Origin of the sequence: Paraplanobispora siamensis (assembly GCF_016863175.1) — a bacterium.
In the GTDB taxonomy this organism is placed as follows: Bacteria; Actinomycetota; Actinomycetes; order Streptosporangiales; family Streptosporangiaceae; genus Planobispora; species Planobispora siamensis.
Map to the genome: position 1 here is coordinate 1 of NZ_BOOJ01000085.1, position 16,800 is coordinate 16,800.

The following is a 16,800-nucleotide window of genomic DNA, read 5'->3' on the forward strand; positions in this document are numbered from 1 at the left end:
AGTGAGCTCAACCAGCTGGTCACCCGTTTTCGCATCTGAGTCGCTGCGCCCGCTGGGCGCAGCGCAGCACATCGCGGCCGGGCAGCCGATTGCCCACCCGATGGTCGGGAAGGCTCGCCCGCTGCGGCCTCGGGTGCGCAGAAGCGGGACATTTCGCGTTACCGGGAGTCTGCCTTGATGGCCAGGGCCGTCACCAGGCCAGCAGCGCCACCGGCCGGGTGATCTTCCTGGTGTTCATGATCCCGATTCTGATCGGCCCAGGTGTTGTTCCGGGTGGAGGCGGACCATCCCGGCCATGTGGGGGTCGTGATCGACGCCGGCTATGACATCACCCGCCTGGCTTACGTCCTGCGTGACCTGCCCGCCGAACTGCTCGGACGTATCCGTTCCGACCGGGTGATGCGCCTGCCCGCCCCGCCGCGTCGCTGTGATCCCAAGGGCGGCCGGCCACCCGAGCACGGCGGCGAGTTCGCCCTGGCCGATCTCGCCACCTGGCCCGAACCGGCGGTGACCACCGCCCCGCACCCCGCTACGACGTGGGCAAGACCGTCAAACGCGGCCGTACCCTCGCCGCCCAGCCCATCGTTCCGGCGACGCGCGCCCAGCGGGGTGGCGGAGGGACTGCTGTCTGTGTCATGGTCGCAGCATCCACGGCGCTGCCTGTGATCATGCTGAGAGACGCTGATGAGCCTCTCAGCCCCGTCCGGCGGTACGGCGGTCTTCCGTCGTCACGTGATTTTCCTCCCTGGCGCTCCCGCTTCTTGGGTGTAATCATGTAATCATGGCGACCTTGTATGAGCATGCGGGTGGATATGACGCCCTGCGCCACTTCGTGGACGTCTTCTACACCAGCGTCCTGAAAGACGACCTCCTCCAGCCCCTCTTCGGGCACGGACGCCCCGAGCACGTCGACCACCTGACCGCCTTCACCGCCCAGACCTTCGGTGGACCCGACACCTTCTCCACCCACATGGGCGGCTTCTCCCATCTCATCGAGGTCCACCGCGGCCTCAGGATCACCGGAGAGCAACGCCGGCGCTTCATCGACCTCTATCTCGCCGCTGCCGACACCGCCGGTCTTCCCGATGACGAGCCCTTCCGCGAGGCTCTGCGCTCCCACGTCGAGTTCGGCACCGAGGTCGCCCTGCAGAACTCCCACGCCACCACCGACGCCGAACTCCACCCCCTGCGCGAAGTGCCCGCCTGGACCTGGCCCGACGGCCGCCTCACCTGACCGGAGACGTCCGCCGGGTCAACGGAGATCACCGACGGCATCCAGCCTCTGAGCCGGAGCCCGTTTCCGGGCCGAGATGATCATGCGAGTGCCCAAGAACTTCTTCCTCCACGCGATGGGGGCGAAGCCGACTCGGCGGAGGATCGTGACGACCTCCTCGGGCGTCATGAATCCGAGCGTGGACTGCTGCAGGTACGCGTACGACTTGCGATCGCGTGCGACCACCTGGCCGAGGAGGGGGATCAGAACCCGGGCACCCATTGCCACCGGGTGACGGAGCGGCCCCCGTGGCGGGCAGGTCTCCAGGATGACGATCCGGCCTCCCGGTTTGAGCACCCGATGCTGCTCTTCGAACACGCGCTCGGCGTTGTTGACGTTGCGGAGGAGATAGCCGTGCGCGACGGCGTCGAAGGACTCGTCGCCGAAGGGCAGATCGTTCGCGTCCGCGCACTGCCACATGACGGCGGAGGCGCAGTGCAGTGATCTGCCCCTGGCCGGTGATGGGCAGCCACGCTGACAGACCCTCAGCACAACAGCCCACAGGTATGGGGCAGGGGGACAATAGCCGTACAAGCATCACCGGGCCGTAAGCCGTGCCAGCGGCAGACGCGCCGGCATAGGGGGCACCTCCTGTGTCCGCGTCAGGCCGAACGTCCTGCCCGGTTGCAGGCATAGGACTCTTTCCGCTTCGGTATTGTTGGCGGCATTGTCAGCATCATGGATGCATACGAGCTGATGAGCTGCGCCTTCTCCCGCGAGCACATCGGCCGGGTGCGTCAGGAGGCGAGCGAGCACGCCTTCGCCCGAGGCATGGAGACCATCCGCGCCGAAGACTTCGTCACCGCGGTGCACGAGGGTGTGGTCAACGCCGTCGAGCACGGCGGAGGCCACGGCGAGTTGCGGCTGGGCTGCGTGCCCTTCGATCCATCAGCCAGCGGGCTGCGCTCCCCGGCGCACCGCATCGGCGCCGCCCCCTCTGCGTATCTTCTCGCCGGGGGTGGATCCCGTATCCGGAGGCTCCGTCATAAGGAGCACTATCGCGGAGCCCGCCTGGACATGCTTGTTACTTCGTCTCCCCTTGATCAGTATCGAGCCGATCCAGGAGATATCCGGCGTGACCGTGTCGCGTAAGGAGTCCTACGGGCAGATCGTCGTGTTCAAGGACATCGCCGGCAACCGGTGGGACCTGCTCGGCCCGGCCTGAGCCTGACGCGGCGGCGCCTCCCGGATCCGGTATCCGGGAGGCGCCGCCGCGTCGGTTTCAAGCCGCCAGGCGTTCGCGGTTGTCACGGACTCGCTCGTGAACTCGCCCCGCGACCTCGCGGGCCGGTACCAGCCTGGCGCCGAGAGCGCGGGCCGCGATCACCATGGCCGCGGCCGCCAGGACGATGTCCTTGAAGATGTACTGCGCCTCCAGCGTCGGCGCGCCGGGGAACAGGTCGGTGAAGAACAGGACGTACGGCGCGAAGAACCCGGCCAGTGCTCCGGCCATCACGATCAGGCCGGTCTTCAGCAGCTTGCCGGTCACCAGCGTGAGGCCGATGAAGACCTCCATGCCGGCGATCACGAACTGGGCCGGGTAGTCCGACAACATCCCCAGGGATAGTTTCTCCAGCGTGGCCACCGACAGCGCTTCCGCCGGACTGACTCCCGGAAAGAACTTCAGCGTGCCGAAGGCCACGAAGACCAGTCCGAGGCTGACGCGCAGGACGTCGATGCTGTGGCGGGTCAGCCAGGAGGCCAGTGTGGAGATCGCGTTGGTGGGGGTCATCTCGTGCTCCTCGTCGATGTCGTTTCCGTCTGGGTCCAGACTCGCGAAATCGACAGCGGAGAACGTCCTGCCTGCGGATGCAGTTGACCTACATCCGCACACGTACGGCGCGCCGGGCGCATACCGCCGCACGCCTAGGGGGTTCACCCTAGGGGAAGTAAACGGCGCCGGCCGCCTTTCGCGTACTGATCAGCTGCTGGCCGTCTGTTCAGATGGTGACCGTCCGTCCGAAGAGGCGCCGTACCCCCGCCGCGATCCAGATCGTGGCCAGCCCGGTGTAGGTGCTCAGCATCACGCCGGACATCGAGGCCAGGGCTGCCGACACGGCGATGACCAGTGCCAGCAGGCCCGCCCAGCCGTACAGCATGACCCGTGCGAGCGGCGAGCCGGTGTGCACCGTCTCCTGGACGGGGGTGATCAGCGCCATGGCCGCCGCGCCCGTCGCGCCCACCACCTCCTGGGAGGACGTCACGCCCAGCGCGATCAGCGTCGCGCCCGCGGCCAGCAGGAGGCAGCACAGGCGGGCCGCGCGGACCTCCGCGCGTTCGAAGAGCAGCCGGGTGTCCCCGGCGCGGGCCAGGCGCAGGGTGGTGAACGCCTCGACGGTCCAGGCCACCCAGTGCAGCAGCGCGACGAGCAGGAGGACGATGATGAGCATCGGCGCCGCGGGCAGCAGCAGTACCACCCACCACCTGCCGAAGAATCTGCCGCGCAACCGGTCCAGCGCCCGGTAGAGGGGGTTGCGCCGCTTCAGCGCCGTCAGCAGGAGGTCTCGCGCCGCGCCGAAGCCGGGATCGAGGCGGAGCACCTCGCGGAAGGCGCGGGCGGCGTGGCCGGGGTCGCCGAAGTCCAGTGCCACCCGCCCGTACGCCAGGTGGGCCAGTGCGTTCTCCGGGTCCAGCCGTACGGCCTGCGCGGCGGCGGCCTGGGCCTGGGCGGCCTCGCCGAGTGCGGTGAGGGCGAGCGCCAGCAGACCGGCCAGCTCGGCGTCCTGCGGGTCGAGGGCCAGGCCGCGGCGGGATGCGTCCGCCGCCTCGGCCCACTGGCGCGCCCGCAGGTGTGCCCGGGACAGGAACCTCCAGATCGGCGCATAGTCGGGTTCGATGGCCAGGGCGGCGTGGAGGGCGGCGATCGCGTCGCCGGGCCGTCCCGCCATCAGGTGGATCTGACCGGCCACGTAGTGCGGGAACCACTGGTCCGGCGCGAGCCGTACCGCTTCGCGCGCCGCGGCGACCGCCTCGGACGACCTCCGCTGCTCGGCCAGGGCGATGCCCAGCAGGGCCTGCACCTCGGCGTGCTCCGGGTCCCGGGCGAGCACCCCGCGCAGTTCCCGCTCGGCTTCCGCGGGGCGGCGCAACCTCAGCAGCGTCCGTGCCCGCTCGATCAGGGTGTCGGTGGTCACCGGATGTCCTTGATCCAGGGCGTCAGTTCGTCCCAGGCCCCGGAGTCGTTGGCGTGCAGCACGTAGTTGCGCGCGGTGGCCAGCCATTCCCGTACGGCGGTCGGCCTGGCGTCGCGGGCCGCGGCCAGCAGATCCCGCGTCGTCAGGGGGACGAGGCGGCCCGCGCTGATCGACTGCTGGAGCTTGGCCTCCACCGCCCGGTCGACCACGCCCTTCAGGTCCGCGCCGGCGAACTGGTCGGTGGCCCGCGCGACCGCGTCGAAGTCCATCTCGGCCAGGGGCTTGTCACGGCAGAGGATGCGCAGGATGGCGGCCCGTGCCGCGACGTCGGGCGGGGGCACGAACACCAGCTGGTCGAACCGGCCGGGGCGGCGGAAGGCCGCATCGACGTACCAGGGGGCGTTGGTGGCCGCCAGCACCAGCACCCCTTCGTTGGCGCGTTCGTCCACGCCGTCGAGTTCGGCCAGGAACTGGTTGACCAGCTGGCGGTTGTGCGCCTGGCGCATGTCGGCGCGGCGGGCGGCCAGCGCGTCGACCTCGTCGAAGAACAACACGCACGGCCGGTTGCGGCGGGCCAGGTTGAACGTGGCCCGCAGGTTGCGCTCGCTCGAACCGATGTACATGTCCAGGATGTCGGCCAGGCCGACGTCGATGAACGACGCGCCGAGCTCGCCGGCGGCGGCCCTGGCCAGGTGGGTCTTGCCCGCTCCGGGCGGGCCGTACATCATCACCCCGCCACCGGCGCGCTTGCCGAACGCGGCGAACAGCTCCGGCTGCTGGACGGGGAGCAGGAGCTTGATCCGCAGCGCTTCCTTGACCGTGTCCATCCCCGCCACGTCGGCGAAGGTGACGCGGGAGCGCACCGCTTCCACGCCGGTCTCGCGGGTCTCGCCGGACGACACCGGTGCGGCGTAGGCCGGGACGTCCGCGACGGGCTGCGGCGGCTCCAGCCGTACGGCCAGATCGGGGTCGGACACCGCCGGGTCGCGGGAGACCGCGTCCCGGTAGCGCTGGGCCGCGCCGACCGTGTCACCCTCGCCGAGCAGCGCCCTGGCCGCGATCACTCCCAGCCGCGGGGGGTAGCCGGGCACGGCCAGGAACGGTTCGAGCGCCGACAGCGCGGCGCCGTGGGAGCTCTGCCGTACGAAAGCCTCCGCCAGCCCGGCCACGATGTCCGGATCACCGGGGGCCAGCCGGAGCGCGGCGCGGTATTCGGCCTCGGCTTCGGAGAGGTATCCCCCGGCCAGGAGCTGCTCGGCGAGATGCCGCCGGAGGGGGAGGTTCTCCGGGGAGAGGCGCGCCGCTTCGCGAAGCGCCCGCAGCCCAGCGTCGTCGAGCACGTACCCGGTCCCTTCTCCCGAAGGACGGTCGATCCCAGACCGCCGATCCCAGACCAGTAAGGCTATCTAAATCACCACATCGTGGGATCAGTAGCTCCGTCCGCGACCCCGGTCCCCGGCCGTCGGGGCGGTCGTGCTCGGGGTGATCTCGCGGTCAGGTCTTGTCCTGGTCGGAGTCGGCGGAGAAGACGATGGCATCGATCTTCGTAGGCGGGTACGACTCAACACCCACTTGTTGGGCTGCGCGGCGACGGTGCTCGTCGCGGTCGTCGAGCACCACGTCGGGACGCTGCCGGGGCCGGCCACGCTGTAGGCGAAGGGTAGGCAGGACCATGCTGATCAGCCATGACAGCCGGCACGCCCGCACCAGCCATGGCGAGCGGTGGCGGGGCCGATCAGGGGCTGACCTCAACATCGCAGGCCGTACCGCGATCCTCTAATCGATCTCGAAGACTGCTTGTGTGCGAATCCGCACCGGGATGTCAGTACCGTAACCTGCACGTTCTGCATGAGTGTCGGTAGATCTGCATGTGCTGTCAGCGAGAATGACTTCGTACGATTCGGCGTGCGTCCTACCTGGAAGAAGACTCGCGGGCCATCCAGCAGCGCTGCTGGATGGCTGGGACCGCAGGACTCGGCGGTCCTCCGCCGGGGGAGCGCCGTCCTCATCGATGGAGGGACATCGACCACACGTCCGAGAACGCCTCCACTCACGCGTCAGGTCTTGGGCATGTACGGCAGCCAGCCAGTCGAGCTGCAGCCATTCCCTACCGCGTCGCGGTCACTTCGCCGATCGCCTTGTCCAGGATCGAGAGGCCGAGGCTCAGTTCGTCCTCGGTAGCCGTCAGCGGAGGCGCGATGCGAAACACGCCGCCCATACCGGGGAGCTGAACGATGTTCATGTGCAGACCGAGTTCGAGGCAGCGGCGGGTGACTCGGGCGCCCAGCTCGTCCGAGCTCTGTTTGGTCTCGCGGTCGGTGACCAGTTCCAGGCCGGCGAGCAGCCCACGGCCGCGGATGTCGCCGATGACCTCGTGGCGGGTGGCCAGATCCTCCAGGCCGGTGCGCAGGAAGGCGCCGAGGTCGCGGGCGCGTACGTCCAGACCGTCCTTCTCCAGGACGTCGAGGACCGTGTTGCCCACTGCGGCCACCAGTGGGTCGGAGACATGGGTGGTGAAGAACAGGAAGCCGCGGTCGTAGGCCTCCTGCTCGATCTCGGCGCTGGTGAGAACGGCCGCCAGGGGTAGGCCTGCACCGAGGGTCTTGGAGAGCGTGAGGATGTCGGGGACGATCATGTCGCGTTCGAAGGCGTACCAGGTGCCGGTGCGGCACAGCCCGGTCTGGGCCTCGTCGAGGATCAGGAGCATGCCGCGTTCGCGGCACTTGTGCTGGAGGGCGGCGAAGTAGCCGGGTGGGGGTTCGATGATGCCGCCGGAGCTGAGGATCGGCTCCACCAGGCAGGCGGCGAGGTTTCCGGTGGACTGGGCGTCGATGAGGTCGAAGGCGAAGTCCAGCTGGCGGCGCCAGTCGAGCTCGCCGTCGGGTGTGGTGAAGTCGGGCCGGTAGGCGTTCGGCACGGGGATGGCGAAGTTGCCGGGGGCGGACGGGCCGTAGCCCCTGCGGCCCGCGCTGTAGGTGGCGGAGGCGGCGGCTTGCGTCATGCCGTGCCAGGACCGGGCGAACGAGACGATTTCGTGCTTGCCCGTGACCAGCTTGGCCATCCGGATGGCCGCCTCGTTGGATTCGGCGCCGGTGGTGAGCAGGAGTGCCTTCTCCAGGGGCGCCGGCAGTGTCTCGGCGAGGCGCCGGGCCAGCTCGACGACGGGGCGGCTGAGCATGCCGCTGTAGAGGTGGTCGAGGGTGGCGACCTGGCGCTGGACGGTTTCCACGATCGCCGGGTGGGAGTGCCCGAGGATCGCGCTCATCTGGCCGGACGTGAAGTCCAGGATCTTCCGTCCGGAGGCGGTGTACACGAAGCTTCCGGCGGCGCGCTCGATGATCTCGTGGACGAAGCCTCCGCCGTAGCGGACGAGGTGCTGTTCCGCCTCGGCCCAGAACGTGGACTCGGGGGTCGAGGGGGCGGCGGACGAGGGAGATGCGGCAGCCATGACCCTGACGGTAGGGAGGTGGAGACCACCACGTCCATCACACAAATCCGGCTGTGCTGTTCGGAAGATCCGCACAACAATGATGCGGTGATGAACCCCTGGCGGCTGCGGCTGCTGACTCAGCTGGACACTCTGGGCACGGTCAGAGCGGTGGCCCAGACCGCCCACCTGAGCCCATCGAGCGTGTCCCAGCAGCTGGCCGTACTTGAGACCGAGACCGGCACCCAACTACTCGAACGCACCGGCCGCCGGGTACGGCTGACTCCGGCCGGACTGATCCTGGCGCGGCGCGCGCGGGCGATCCTCGACCACATGGACGCCGTGGAGGCGGAGCTGCGCGGGTTCGGCGACGAGCCGTCGGGGCTGGTGAGGGTCGGGGCGTTCCAGAGCGCGGTGCACACCCTGGCCGTACCCGCGGTGACACGCCTGGCCCGTGCGTACCCCCATCTCGACGTCCAGCTTCTGGAGCTGGAGCCGCACGAGAGCGTGCCCGCCCTGCGGGTCGGCGACGCGGACCTCGTGATCACGACCACGGATTTCGGCGAGCTGCCACTCGGCCCGGACCTCGACCTCGTGCCGCTCGGGGCGGATCCGATCCTGCTGGTCCTGCCACCCGAGCACCCGGCCGCCGGGCGTGGACCGGCCGATCTGACCGCCTTCGCCGATGAGCCGTGGGCGCTCGACATCCCCCAGTCGTACATGGCGAATCTCGCCCTGCGGCTGTGCCGGCAGGCACGGTTCGAGCCCCGGGTGGTGGGCCGGTTCAGTAACTACATGCTGACCTTGGAGCTGGTCGAGGCGGGGCACGCCGTCGCGTTGCTGCCTGGGCTGGCCGTCGACGCCGGTCGTCACCGTGTCGCCACCCGGGAGCTGGCCAATCCCGTGACCCGTACGATCACGGCGGCGATCCGAGGGGGCTCGCCTCCTCATGCGGCGGTGCACACGGTGCTCGACGCACTGCTGTTGTCGGCGGCCAACGGCGTCTGATGGATCCGCACCCACCTTGAGAACCGGCTCAACCAGGCACTTCGCCGACCCGGCATGTTCAGAGGCGAGCCAACTGTGCGCCTGCTGTTCGATCACCCGGCCTGTGCCGAACACTCAGAGTGCGTGAACACGCGACACTTAATTACGCGAGCTCTCCGGTATTACGCGAGCTCTCCGGTTCCGCGGCCGGCGGCTCCGGCGCCACACGTCGGCGCAAGATGAGCACCAGGAGAAGCATGACAGCGAGAGCGACGGCCGCGCCGTTCACCAGTGGCCACGGCTGGTCGGGATCGATTTGGCTGCTGAGTACGCCGAAGTCCCACAGGCCGTGTGCCGCCATGGCCGCCACCAGCGCGCCCGCGCGGCGGCGGATCAGATAGAACACCAGCCCTGTGCCGCTGGTGGCCACGACCTGGATGAGTGCTTGCGGGCCGGCGGTGAAGATGTTGGTGCCGTGGGCCAGTCCGAAGATGAGAGTGGTCCACAGGCCCACGCGGAACTCGCTGTGTCCGCCGCTGCGGAAGGCCAGCACGCCGATACCGCGGAACATCAACTCCTCTCCGAATCCGACCATGAGTGTCGCGACGAGCAGGAGCAGCGTGAAGTCCAGTCCCTTGGCAGCGAGACCGGGATAGTTGGTGATCACCGCTACCGTGACCAGCAGGATGATCGGAATGGCGATGAGCCAGTTTCGGACCGGGCGCCGGTCGACGAAGACCTCATCCCAGGCGCCGAGGTAGCCCACCACCACCAAGGTGAACGCGGTGGCCAGGCCGACCGGGAGCACGATTGTCCGGATCAGATGGTCGTTGGTCGTCGGCGCACCGTGTGCGATGCCCTGGCCGACCATCAAGATCGCGCTCATCCCCTGGACGATGATGAGGTAGATCACGGCCAGGACGAGGAACTGCCAGACCCCGACGCGCCGGGCGTCGGGAGGCGGGGAAACCTCGCTCCGCGGGTCGCTGTGGCTCGTGGTCGCCTCAGCCATCAATGGGACCTCCGAGTCTGCCGCCGCTCACTTCGGCGACCGTCCAGACGAGGACATCGATGACGTCCTCGGCGATGGGGGTGAGACCACGCTCGATGAAATCGGTGGTCAGGGAATCGTTGTAGGCCCGGTTGGCGCCGCAGACCGCCGCGGTGATCCGTAGCACCTCGGGGGCGTCAACGGGCAGGCCCATCCTCCGTGCGAAGATCGGTACGCACCTGCGTTCTCCCTCGTCGCACACGGCCAGCCAGACGTGACGGAGAGCCGGTTCGGCGCGCCCGAGCTGAACGACGCGCATCGCGTGGACTTGGTCAGGCGTGAACCGGACCGCGCCCGACACCGGTGACCTGGAGAGAAACTCATGGATGGAGAGTTCGTCGGGCCATCCTTCCAGGACGCTGATGAACTGATCCGCGAGAGCGTGAAGGACGGGCTCGACGCAAGCCTCCTTGGAGCGGAAGTAGCGCCAGAGCGTGCGCGGGGAGATTCCGGCCGCCGCGGCGATGTCTTCTCCGCGAGTCGCGGCAAACCCGTTTCTCCAGAACAGCTCGGCCGCGAGCCTTGCCACCTGGATGAGCGCGTCATCGCGTCGTCGTAGATCGATCGGGACGGGCGGGTGCGGAAGGTCGCTCGTCCCTCCGTTTCCTTGTCCGTCGTTCATGCGATCACGTGGATGGCGGTCGCGGCTTCGTGGAGCGCCCCCACGGCCGGCAGCGCCGGCACGAGCGCATAGGGCTTCGCCGTGGTCAGCATGCCTGGGACACAACAGGATGCGCTGAAGGAGATTCTCGCCGTTGTCACAAAGTGACTGTAGGCATTTTATGACAGACTCGCAAATTGGATCGCAGGCCAAGGGCCTCGGGGACTCTGCTGGCAGGTGACTACGCCGGCGGACCCGAGCCACGGCGAGCGACGCGGACGCCGAGTCCGGCAACGGATCCACAGCCCTGTCGACTGAGGTGCGAGGAAGCCTTCCATCAGTCGATGGATCTCGATGAGGTTCTCCGGGTTCTGGAAGCGGCGGCCCTCGTCCTTCTTGTCAGGTATTCGACTTCCGCGTCGCGGGCGCGCAGGGCCTCCATCATGAGGTCGGATTCCTCCTGGACCACGCGTACGTCATTGACTCCCTGGACGATCATCAACGGGGTCCGCACCTGGTCGACCTTGCCGATCGGCGAGCGGGCCAGCATGTCGGCCTGGGTGGAGAAGGCCGTCACCTACTACGCGCTGGTCACCGGCGCCCCTGCCACCGAGGCCGCCGACGATGTGGCCGAGGCGCTGGCCGACGAACACGAGGCCGCCTTGGCTGATGATGAGTTCCGCGGGCGAGGTGTCGCGTGATCCAGTTGCAGACCGGCGGCGTCTATCTCTACTCGCCCAAGGGGATCGACCGCGAACGGCTGATGCTGGTCATCTCCGCCCCCGGCGTGCTCGACTCGCGCCGTCGCTTCATCACCGGTCTGACCGTCTTGTCCACCCATGACGGGGACACGCTCACGGTGCCGATCACGGTGGGCGGCGCCCGCCGCTACGTCAACACCACCCAGCCCATGCGGCTGATCCGTGACTGGTTCCTGGAGCATCACGATGTCCTCTCCCGCCAGGAGATGGAAGCCGTGCGGGCCATGCGGCGCATCGCCGAGGACCTGTGACACGAGGATGAAGGTCCGAAAAGGCGCCCCAGGAGTTCAGGCGTCAAGCACTGGAGAGTGGGACGGGCATTTCTCCCATATGGGCGTCCCGGAAGGCGAAGGATCCTCCGCACGCGGTGTGTCAGGAGGCTCCGCCTCGATCACGGCGGTGCCGGGCGGACGGCGGGGGCCTGTGGTGGGGCGGGCAGCTCGGCGAGGGGGGTGACGCGGCGCCGTACCAGCAGGCCGAAGGCGACGACCAGCAGCCCGGCCACGCCCGCGACTACGAACGGCGCGGCGGGACGCCACGCGTCGTAGAGGTAACCGCCCAGACCGGAGACGACCAGGATGCCGAGCGCCCCGCACAGGGTCTGCACACCGTAGGCCGAGCCGCGCACGGCGGCGGGTGCCTGCTGGGCCAAGAGCGGCCCCGCGGTGGTGATCACGGCGATCTCGCCCAGACCGATGAGCACGGCGACGACCATCATGCCGGAGCCGAGCGGGTCGGCGACCAGCAGGGTGGACAGGTAGGCGACGGCGGCCAGGGCCTGGGCGAGGATCACCACGTCCTGGCGGCGCATCCGGTCGCCGAGCCAGCCGACGAGGGGGGCGCCGAGCATGGCCACGGTCTGGGCGATGCCGACCACGGCCCCGGCGCGGGCAAGCGCTTCGGCGCCGGACAGAGCGCCCTCGGCGAGCGCGTGCTCGCTCACCCACAACGACAGGAACCCGGCGACCACGGCCAGGTCGGCGCGGGCGACGAACGCCGCCGCATACGACAGGGCGACGCCGGGGTCGCGGGCGAGGGCGACACCTTCGGCGATCAGCCGCGCCAGCGGGACCCGCGCGGCGGCGGGGGCGGCTCGCGCCTTCGACAGGGTGAACCACATCAGCGCGCCGGCCGCCAGCACGGCTGCGGCGACGGCCAGGAACGACAGGCGGGCGGCGGTGACCGGGGCGGTGCCGCCGCTCTCCAGGATCTGGGGCAGCCTCACCAGGGCGAGCACCGCCACCATGGCGCCGAGCCCGCTGAATAGCCCCACCAATCCGTAGGAGCGGCCGCGGGAGCCGTCGCGGACGTAGTCGGCGGCGATCGTGGAGAGCATCCCGTTAAGGGCGGCGACGCCGAGGGCGAAGACGACCCGGAGCGCGACGAGCACGGCGGTGGAGTCGGCGAAGGGGAACAGCGCGGTGCCGAGCGCGCACAGGGCGAAACCCGCCACCGCGATGGGGCGCCTGCCGTACCGGTCGGCGAGCGCCCCGTACCAGGCCAGACTGGCGATCATGGTGATCTCCGCGGCGACACCGAGCAGGCCGACGACCTTTCCCTGGTCGTGTGCGGGAACGCCGAGGACTCCGCTCAGGATGTAGGGCTGCGCGGCCGGGAGGAAGGAGATCACCATGGTCGAGGCGAACGCCATGAACAGGCAGGCCCGCATGTTGCCCCGGGTGACGCCGTCGGCGAGGCGCAGACCGATGAGGCGGCGCGAGGGGGAGACGACCATGGCGTGATCTTGTCAGCTGTTCGGCCGCTTCTCCACCGGTTCGGTGACTATGATCACGGTATTTCCGCCAATACCGTGATCATGGAGCGGCCCGTGACCGACCAGACGCCTGCCGGCATCCAGACACATCTCCCCAACGCCGCCCGCATGTACGACTACTACCTGGGCGGCAAGGACAACTTCCCCGCCGACCGCGAGGCCGCGGAAAAAGCGCTGTCGTTCGTTCCGGAGATCCGCCACAGCGTCCGGGCCAACCGCGCCTTCCTCGGCCGCGTCGTGGACTTCCTCACCCGTCAGGGCATCCGCCAGTTCATCGACATCGGCGCCGGACTACCCACGCAGAACAACGTCCACCAGGTCGCCGCCCCCGACGCCCGCGTCGTCTACGTCGACAACGACACCACAGTCCTGGTGCACGGCCGGGCGATCCTCGGCAAGCACGAGAACGTGTCCATCGTTGAGGGCGACGTGCGTCGCCCCCGCGAGATCCTGGACCATCCCGACGTCCGGGCGGCGATCGACTTCGGGCGACCGGTCGCGGTCCTGCTGCTAGCGATCCTGCACTTCATCACCGACGAGGAGGGGCCGCAGCGCATCGTCGCCGAACTACGGCAGGCACTGCCGCCCGGCAGCTACCTGGCCCTGTCCCACGTCGCGATCGACGCCCGCCCGGAGGCCGCCGAGGGCGTCACGGACGTCTACCGGCGGGCGTCCTCCCCGTTCGTGGCGCGGACCGGCGCGGAGATCGCCCGCCTGCTCGACGGCATCTCCCTGGTCGAGCCTGGCCTGGTGAACCTGCCCGAGTGGCGGCCGGAGCCAGGCACGGTGATCCCCTACCGGGACATCGGCGACTACTTCCTCGGCGCGGTCGGGCATGTCGGCGGGTAACCGCCTGCCCCACCCGGGGCAGACCGGGAAATGTCCTCCGGGCGGAAGTGCGCGACGACATACCGCACTCGCTTCCCCTGTGGGGACTTCCGCCCCGAACGTGAACACCGGCTGCTATGCGGCGGCTGCCAGCCTTCGAGCAATGTCCGCACCGGATGGCCTGCGCCAAATGCGACTTCCACCCCCCAAAGGCAGTTCGAAGGCCCAGCTACTCGAGGCCGAGGACAACCTGCAGCGCATGCTCACCGCCATCCCCCTCACCGACGACGAACGCGCCATGGTCGACGACGGACAAACCGCCCTCGACCAGCTCCTGAACCGGCTCGCCGACACCCCCACCCCCGCCGGGCCAACGCCCCGGCAAATCAGCGCCCCACCCCAGGCGATCTTGCTGCCAGTTATCGAGATCAACCAGAGGGCGACATAGTCAGCTGCGCGCCTCAGCTCGGCCCCGGAGCTTGCGGGGCGGGACAGTTCGACCCACGGAGTGCCCGGCTTGCGGATCGGCGGGGTGACAACCGTCAGGGCCTTGGCGAGCGAGGGGACGAGGCGGAACCCGGCGGTGTGGTAGTTGATCGCCACCCTGCCCTTGCTGGTCCGGCAAGGTGACCCGGCGGGCGCGGCACAGCTGGACATGGGGCAGCCGTGGGTTTCCACGCTGAGGTACCCGTCATTCACCCGGCGAGTGTTTCATGGGGTCGTTTCATGTGGTTACAGTTTTGAAACGACCTATGAAACGGCGAATGCCCTGTTCGCGATCTCCGGTGAGAACTGTTTCGTGTGTGCTCGTCTATGAAACGCCCGCCGGGATCGACCGGAAGTGATCTCGCGGGCCCAGCCTTCAGCCGACCGGTTCTGTGGGACGAGATCTTCCGGGGCCCGCGATCCAGCTTTAGTAGTACTGATGCATCAGGTTGGTTGCCCAGGGGGCTTGCCGTACCTCGTCCTGCGGCGCGAACTCGCGGAGGTACGGTTTGATGTCCAGCACCGGCGTGCCATCCAGGGCGTCGAGATCGGCCAGGTGAAGCGCGCGTCCAGGGCCCGATAGTCCTATGACGTCGGCGCGGCCCCGCCAACCCCGCAGACTCTGATGTGCTGATGTCCTACCCGGCGGGCAGGATGGGCGCGGGAGGTATAGATGAGCGACATCGCGGACGTTCCACCCGCCGTTGTGGGCCGGCTCCGGGTGATCTGCGGGGAGCTGCCCGAGGCGTACGAGGAGCCGGCGTGGATCGGCCTGCGGTGGCGGATTCGCCGCCGGACGTTCCTGCACGTCTACACCACCGACGAGAGAGGGTCGGCGTACATCGATATGGACGATCCGGCCATCCTGATGACCTTCCGGGCGCCGCCCGGGGAGTTGGCCGCGCTGGCGCATGCCGGCCCTCCGTTCTTCCGGGCCGACTGGGCTGTGAATGTCGTGGGAATGATGCTGGACGACGAGACGGACTGGGTCGAGGTTGCCGAGCTGGTGACGGACAGCTATCGCGTGCAGGCGCCCCGCCGCCTCGCGTTCCGGCTGAAGGCAGGTGGATGAACCGCCGGCTACCTCCCCACGTTGCCGCTTATCCAGGTTCGGTGCTGAGAAACATTCCTATTCACGGTGGGATAGGACGGGTTGCCACTCTGGCCAGAGATATTTCAGAAGACGATTCCGACGACGACATCACCCAGTGCCGCATGCTCCGGCCGTCTGGCCGGATTTGCGGGTGCAGTTCATTCCGGGCGTGATCGCCTTCGCAGGTCCACCGCGGCGTGACATCGAGGAAGACCTCGCGTCGTTCGTTGGGGAAGCCCGCATTGCTGGTCTTTCCGTGGCCAGTCGTGACTACCTCGCCGGTCGGCACCGCGCCCTGGCTGGGCAGCGCGGGTGCGATGAGGGGCTCCGACAGCAAGATGGGCTGGTCAAGCGCAGGATCGCGAGATCGCCGTCCATTGCCGGGACGCGCCTTCACTCGGTTCGGGCACCGGCCTCGAGCACGGTGAGGTCGCGGACCGCATACCGGTGATGCTCGGCCTCTTCCTTGCACACCACCGTGAGGCAGCGGCGTACGACGTACTCCCGGTCCGGATATGGGTCCGCCGGCTTGCGACCACACACCCGATCGAGCTCGGCCTCGGTGAGCTCGTCGACGACCCGGCGCATCGTGGCCACGCGGGCGAGCCGCGGCGCGAGTACCTCGTCGAGCGTCGGGGTGGCATCGAGGGTGAGCCCGAGCTTCGCCGATGCTTCGGCCGGCATCCCGCCGCTAGGAAGGCCCAACGGGTGGTACGGCGCGTCCTCCTCGAGCACGGCGTTGCCGATCCAGGCATCGCTGGCCATCAGCAGATGCCGCTGCGTCTCGACGAACGACCACTCGCCGTCGACCTGCTCGTGCAGCTTCGCCTCGGGTAGGCGCCTGGCGCGGTCGAGCGTCTCCTCCCATTGCTTCTCGATGGCATCCCAAGCGGCCCGGTATTCGGCGGCGGACGTGGCCTCACGGGCCAGCACCCGGTTGGGATGCAGCCGGTCGAGCTCCGCCTCGACGTAGGCGGTCACGTCGACGTCGTTGACAACGACACGCTCGAAGCCGCCACCGAGGGAGACGTTGCCCCCATAGCAGTCCACGATCTTCAGGCCGGTGACGTCGCAATCGCGAATCTCGAGGCCGGAGAGGTCGCTCAGGTGGATGCGGGCACCACGGAACTGGTCACTTTGGGTGTACTCAGCAGGCATCGGGACAGTTTCCCGTATCCGTCCCGCCCGTGCCAGTGAATGGCACAACGTGAGGGTTGCGTGTTGCGTCCGGGTAGGGGAGTGCGGGATCGAGCATCTTGGCGAGCGCTCGACGATCGATCTTGCCCGCACGGCTGAGGCTCGCGCCGTGGCGGCTGAAGATCACCTCACTATGCGGGAGAGCGTCGAGCAGCCCGCTCAACCACCCGCGCCCCGCCCTGAGCCGC

The 16,800-nt window shown here is 68.8% G+C and carries 21 protein-coding genes and 1 pseudogene; 9 read left to right on the top strand and 13 right to left on the bottom strand.

The features are described 5' to 3' along the window. Window positions 1-261: 261 nt before the first annotated feature. Window positions 262-666 carry a transposase gene (locus Psi01_RS40270; RefSeq protein WP_204069468.1) on the top strand — a complete coding sequence of 135 codons (405 nt, stop codon included), beginning with the start codon at window positions 262-264 and terminating at the stop codon, window positions 664-666. A gap of 115 nt (window positions 667-781) precedes the next feature. Continuing rightward, complete coding sequence (locus Psi01_RS40275) at window positions 782-1,234, top strand: group II truncated hemoglobin (RefSeq protein WP_204069469.1); 453 nt, start codon at window positions 782-784, stop codon at window positions 1,232-1,234. An 18-nt stretch (window positions 1,235-1,252) separates the two neighbouring features. Here the strand turns inward: Psi01_RS40275 and Psi01_RS40280 are convergent, their stop codons facing one another. Further along, window positions 1,253-1,693, bottom strand: coding sequence for a class I SAM-dependent methyltransferase (locus tag Psi01_RS40280; RefSeq protein ID WP_204069470.1), 441 nt, complete (start codon window positions 1,691-1,693; stop codon window positions 1,253-1,255). A gap of 258 nt (window positions 1,694-1,951) precedes the next feature. Here Psi01_RS40280 and Psi01_RS40285 point away from each other — a divergent pair, with 258 nt between their 5' ends. Continuing rightward, entirely contained in the window at window positions 1,952-2,365 is a 414-nt protein-coding gene (locus Psi01_RS40285; RefSeq protein ID WP_204069471.1) for an ATP-binding protein, read from the top strand. Window positions 2,366-2,495: 130 nt separating this feature from the next. On the opposite strand, the gene Psi01_RS40290 is transcribed toward Psi01_RS40285, so the two are convergent. The 5 genes from Psi01_RS40290 to Psi01_RS40305 all read right to left on the bottom strand — a co-directional run bounded on the left by Psi01_RS40290 (window position 2,496) and on the right by Psi01_RS40305 (window position 7,855). Continuing rightward, on the bottom strand, window positions 2,496-3,005 hold the full coding sequence (locus Psi01_RS40290; protein ID WP_204069472.1) for a DoxX family protein: 510 nt from the start codon (window positions 3,003-3,005) through the stop codon (window positions 2,496-2,498). A gap of 208 nt (window positions 3,006-3,213) precedes the next feature. Further along, window positions 3,214-4,407: a tetratricopeptide repeat protein gene (locus Psi01_RS40295; RefSeq protein WP_204069473.1), complete on the bottom strand. Its 1,194-nt coding sequence runs from the start codon at window positions 4,405-4,407 to the stop codon at window positions 3,214-3,216. After that, entirely contained in the window at window positions 4,404-5,747 is a 1,344-nt protein-coding gene (locus tag Psi01_RS40300) for an ATP-binding protein (RefSeq protein WP_204069474.1), read from the bottom strand. Before Psi01_RS40300 ends, Psi01_RS40295 begins: the two co-directional genes overlap by 4 nt. A gap of 154 nt (window positions 5,748-5,901) precedes the next feature. After that, a complete protein-coding gene (locus tag Psi01_RS44315) occupies window positions 5,902-6,027 on the bottom strand; it encodes a hypothetical protein (protein WP_275424656.1) in 126 nt (41 codons plus the stop codon). Between the two features lie 487 nt (window positions 6,028-6,514). Next, window positions 6,515-7,855 (bottom strand): aspartate aminotransferase family protein, encoded by a 1,341-nt coding sequence (locus Psi01_RS40305; protein WP_204069475.1) that lies wholly within the window; start codon window positions 7,853-7,855, stop codon window positions 6,515-6,517. Between the two features lie 90 nt (window positions 7,856-7,945). On the opposite strand from Psi01_RS40305, the gene Psi01_RS40310 reads away from it, so the two are divergent. Beyond that, entirely contained in the window at window positions 7,946-8,842 is an 897-nt protein-coding gene (locus Psi01_RS40310; protein WP_239128397.1) for a LysR family transcriptional regulator, read from the top strand. A 142-nt stretch (window positions 8,843-8,984) separates the two neighbouring features. Here the strand turns inward: Psi01_RS40310 and Psi01_RS40315 are convergent, their stop codons facing one another. From Psi01_RS40315 to Psi01_RS40325, 3 genes are all read right to left on the bottom strand, one after another. Continuing rightward, the gene (locus Psi01_RS40315; RefSeq protein WP_204069477.1) at window positions 8,985-9,833 is read right to left on the bottom strand and encodes a CPBP family intramembrane glutamic endopeptidase; all 849 of its coding nucleotides are present in this window, start codon (window positions 9,831-9,833) and stop codon (window positions 8,985-8,987) included. Further along, window positions 9,826-10,494: a TetR/AcrR family transcriptional regulator gene (locus Psi01_RS40320; protein WP_204069478.1), complete on the bottom strand. Its 669-nt coding sequence runs from the start codon at window positions 10,492-10,494 to the stop codon at window positions 9,826-9,828. Before Psi01_RS40320 ends, Psi01_RS40315 begins: the two co-directional genes overlap by 8 nt. Window positions 10,495-10,810: 316 nt before the next feature. After that, complete coding sequence (locus Psi01_RS40325; RefSeq protein WP_204069479.1) at window positions 10,811-11,023, bottom strand: alpha/beta hydrolase family protein; 213 nt, start codon at window positions 11,021-11,023, stop codon at window positions 10,811-10,813. On the opposite strand from Psi01_RS40325, the gene Psi01_RS40330 reads away from it, so the two are divergent. Then, window positions 11,022-11,174: a hypothetical protein gene (locus tag Psi01_RS40330; protein ID WP_204069480.1), complete on the top strand. Its 153-nt coding sequence runs from the start codon at window positions 11,022-11,024 to the stop codon at window positions 11,172-11,174. The two genes, Psi01_RS40325 and Psi01_RS40330, sit on opposite strands and share 2 nt — an antisense overlap. Continuing rightward, entirely contained in the window at window positions 11,171-11,485 is a 315-nt protein-coding gene (locus Psi01_RS40335; protein ID WP_196470244.1) for a hypothetical protein, read from the top strand. Before Psi01_RS40330 ends, Psi01_RS40335 begins: the two co-directional genes overlap by 4 nt. Window positions 11,486-11,625: 140 nt before the next feature. Here Psi01_RS40335 and Psi01_RS40340 read toward each other — a convergent pair whose 3' ends face one another. After that, window positions 11,626-12,969 carry an MFS transporter gene (locus Psi01_RS40340; RefSeq protein ID WP_204069481.1) on the bottom strand — a complete coding sequence of 448 codons (1,344 nt, stop codon included), beginning with the start codon at window positions 12,967-12,969 and terminating at the stop codon, window positions 11,626-11,628. A 93-nt stretch (window positions 12,970-13,062) separates the two neighbouring features. Between Psi01_RS40340 and Psi01_RS40345 the strand changes: the two genes are divergently transcribed. Together Psi01_RS40345 and Psi01_RS40350 are read left to right on the top strand one after the other, a co-directional pair. Then, on the top strand, window positions 13,063-13,857 hold the full coding sequence (locus tag Psi01_RS40345) for an SAM-dependent methyltransferase (RefSeq protein ID WP_204069482.1): 795 nt from the start codon (window positions 13,063-13,065) through the stop codon (window positions 13,855-13,857). Window positions 13,858-13,999: 142 nt separating this feature from the next. Then, the gene (locus tag Psi01_RS40350; RefSeq protein WP_204069483.1) at window positions 14,000-14,284 is read left to right on the top strand and encodes a hypothetical protein; all 285 of its coding nucleotides are present in this window, start codon (window positions 14,000-14,002) and stop codon (window positions 14,282-14,284) included. Between the two features lie 95 nt (window positions 14,285-14,379). On the opposite strand, the pseudogene Psi01_RS44745 reads toward Psi01_RS40350, so the two are convergent. After that, a pseudogene (locus tag Psi01_RS44745) lies at window positions 14,380-14,535 on the bottom strand (zinc finger domain-containing protein); the annotation flags it as partial. 214 nt (window positions 14,536-14,749) lie between these two features. Continuing rightward, window positions 14,750-14,941: a TrmO family methyltransferase domain-containing protein gene (locus Psi01_RS43855; protein WP_239128403.1), complete on the bottom strand. Its 192-nt coding sequence runs from the start codon at window positions 14,939-14,941 to the stop codon at window positions 14,750-14,752. A 54-nt stretch (window positions 14,942-14,995) separates the two neighbouring features. On the opposite strand from Psi01_RS43855, the gene Psi01_RS43860 reads away from it, so the two are divergent. Then, window positions 14,996-15,394 carry an MmcQ/YjbR family DNA-binding protein gene (locus Psi01_RS43860; protein ID WP_239128398.1) on the top strand — a complete coding sequence of 133 codons (399 nt, stop codon included), beginning with the start codon at window positions 14,996-14,998 and terminating at the stop codon, window positions 15,392-15,394. A gap of 414 nt (window positions 15,395-15,808) precedes the next feature. On the opposite strand, the gene Psi01_RS40360 is transcribed toward Psi01_RS43860, so the two are convergent. Continuing rightward, complete coding sequence (locus Psi01_RS40360) at window positions 15,809-16,573, bottom strand: DinB family protein (protein WP_204069484.1); 765 nt, start codon at window positions 16,571-16,573, stop codon at window positions 15,809-15,811. Window positions 16,574-16,800: the final 227 nt, after the last annotated feature.

Bases quoted from the DNA above. Each gene is read 5' to 3' on its own strand.
- Psi01_RS40320 (WP_204069478.1), bottom strand. From the start codon at position 10,494: ATGAACGACGGACAAGGAAACGGAGGGACGAGCGACCTTCCGCACCCG.
- Psi01_RS40340 (WP_204069481.1), bottom strand. From the start codon at position 12,969: ATGGTCGTCTCCCCCTCGCGCCGCCTCATCGGTCTGCGCCTCGCCGAC.
- Psi01_RS40275 (WP_204069469.1), top strand. From the start codon at position 782: ATGGCGACCTTGTATGAGCATGCGGGTGGATATGACGCCCTGCGCCAC.
- Psi01_RS40360 (WP_204069484.1), bottom strand. From the start codon at position 16,573: ATGCCTGCTGAGTACACCCAAAGTGACCAGTTCCGTGGTGCCCGCATC.
- Psi01_RS40280 (WP_204069470.1), bottom strand. From the start codon at position 1,693: ATGTGGCAGTGCGCGGACGCGAACGATCTGCCCTTCGGCGACGAGTCC.
- Psi01_RS40350 (WP_204069483.1), top strand. From the start codon at position 14,000: ATGTCCGCACCGGATGGCCTGCGCCAAATGCGACTTCCACCCCCCAAA.
- Psi01_RS40290 (WP_204069472.1), bottom strand. From the start codon at position 3,005: ATGACCCCCACCAACGCGATCTCCACACTGGCCTCCTGGCTGACCCGC.
- Psi01_RS40315 (WP_204069477.1), bottom strand. From the start codon at position 9,833: ATGGCTGAGGCGACCACGAGCCACAGCGACCCGCGGAGCGAGGTTTCC.
- Psi01_RS40305 (WP_204069475.1), bottom strand. From the start codon at position 7,855: ATGGCTGCCGCATCTCCCTCGTCCGCCGCCCCCTCGACCCCCGAGTCC.
- Psi01_RS40285 (WP_204069471.1), top strand. From the start codon at position 1,952: ATGGATGCATACGAGCTGATGAGCTGCGCCTTCTCCCGCGAGCACATC.
- Psi01_RS40330 (WP_204069480.1), top strand. From the start codon at position 11,022: ATGTCGGCCTGGGTGGAGAAGGCCGTCACCTACTACGCGCTGGTCACC.
- Psi01_RS43860 (WP_239128398.1), top strand. From the start codon at position 14,996: ATGAGCGACATCGCGGACGTTCCACCCGCCGTTGTGGGCCGGCTCCGG.
- Psi01_RS40325 (WP_204069479.1), bottom strand. From the start codon at position 11,023: ATGCTGGCCCGCTCGCCGATCGGCAAGGTCGACCAGGTGCGGACCCCG.
- Psi01_RS40310 (WP_239128397.1), top strand. From the start codon at position 7,946: ATGAACCCCTGGCGGCTGCGGCTGCTGACTCAGCTGGACACTCTGGGC.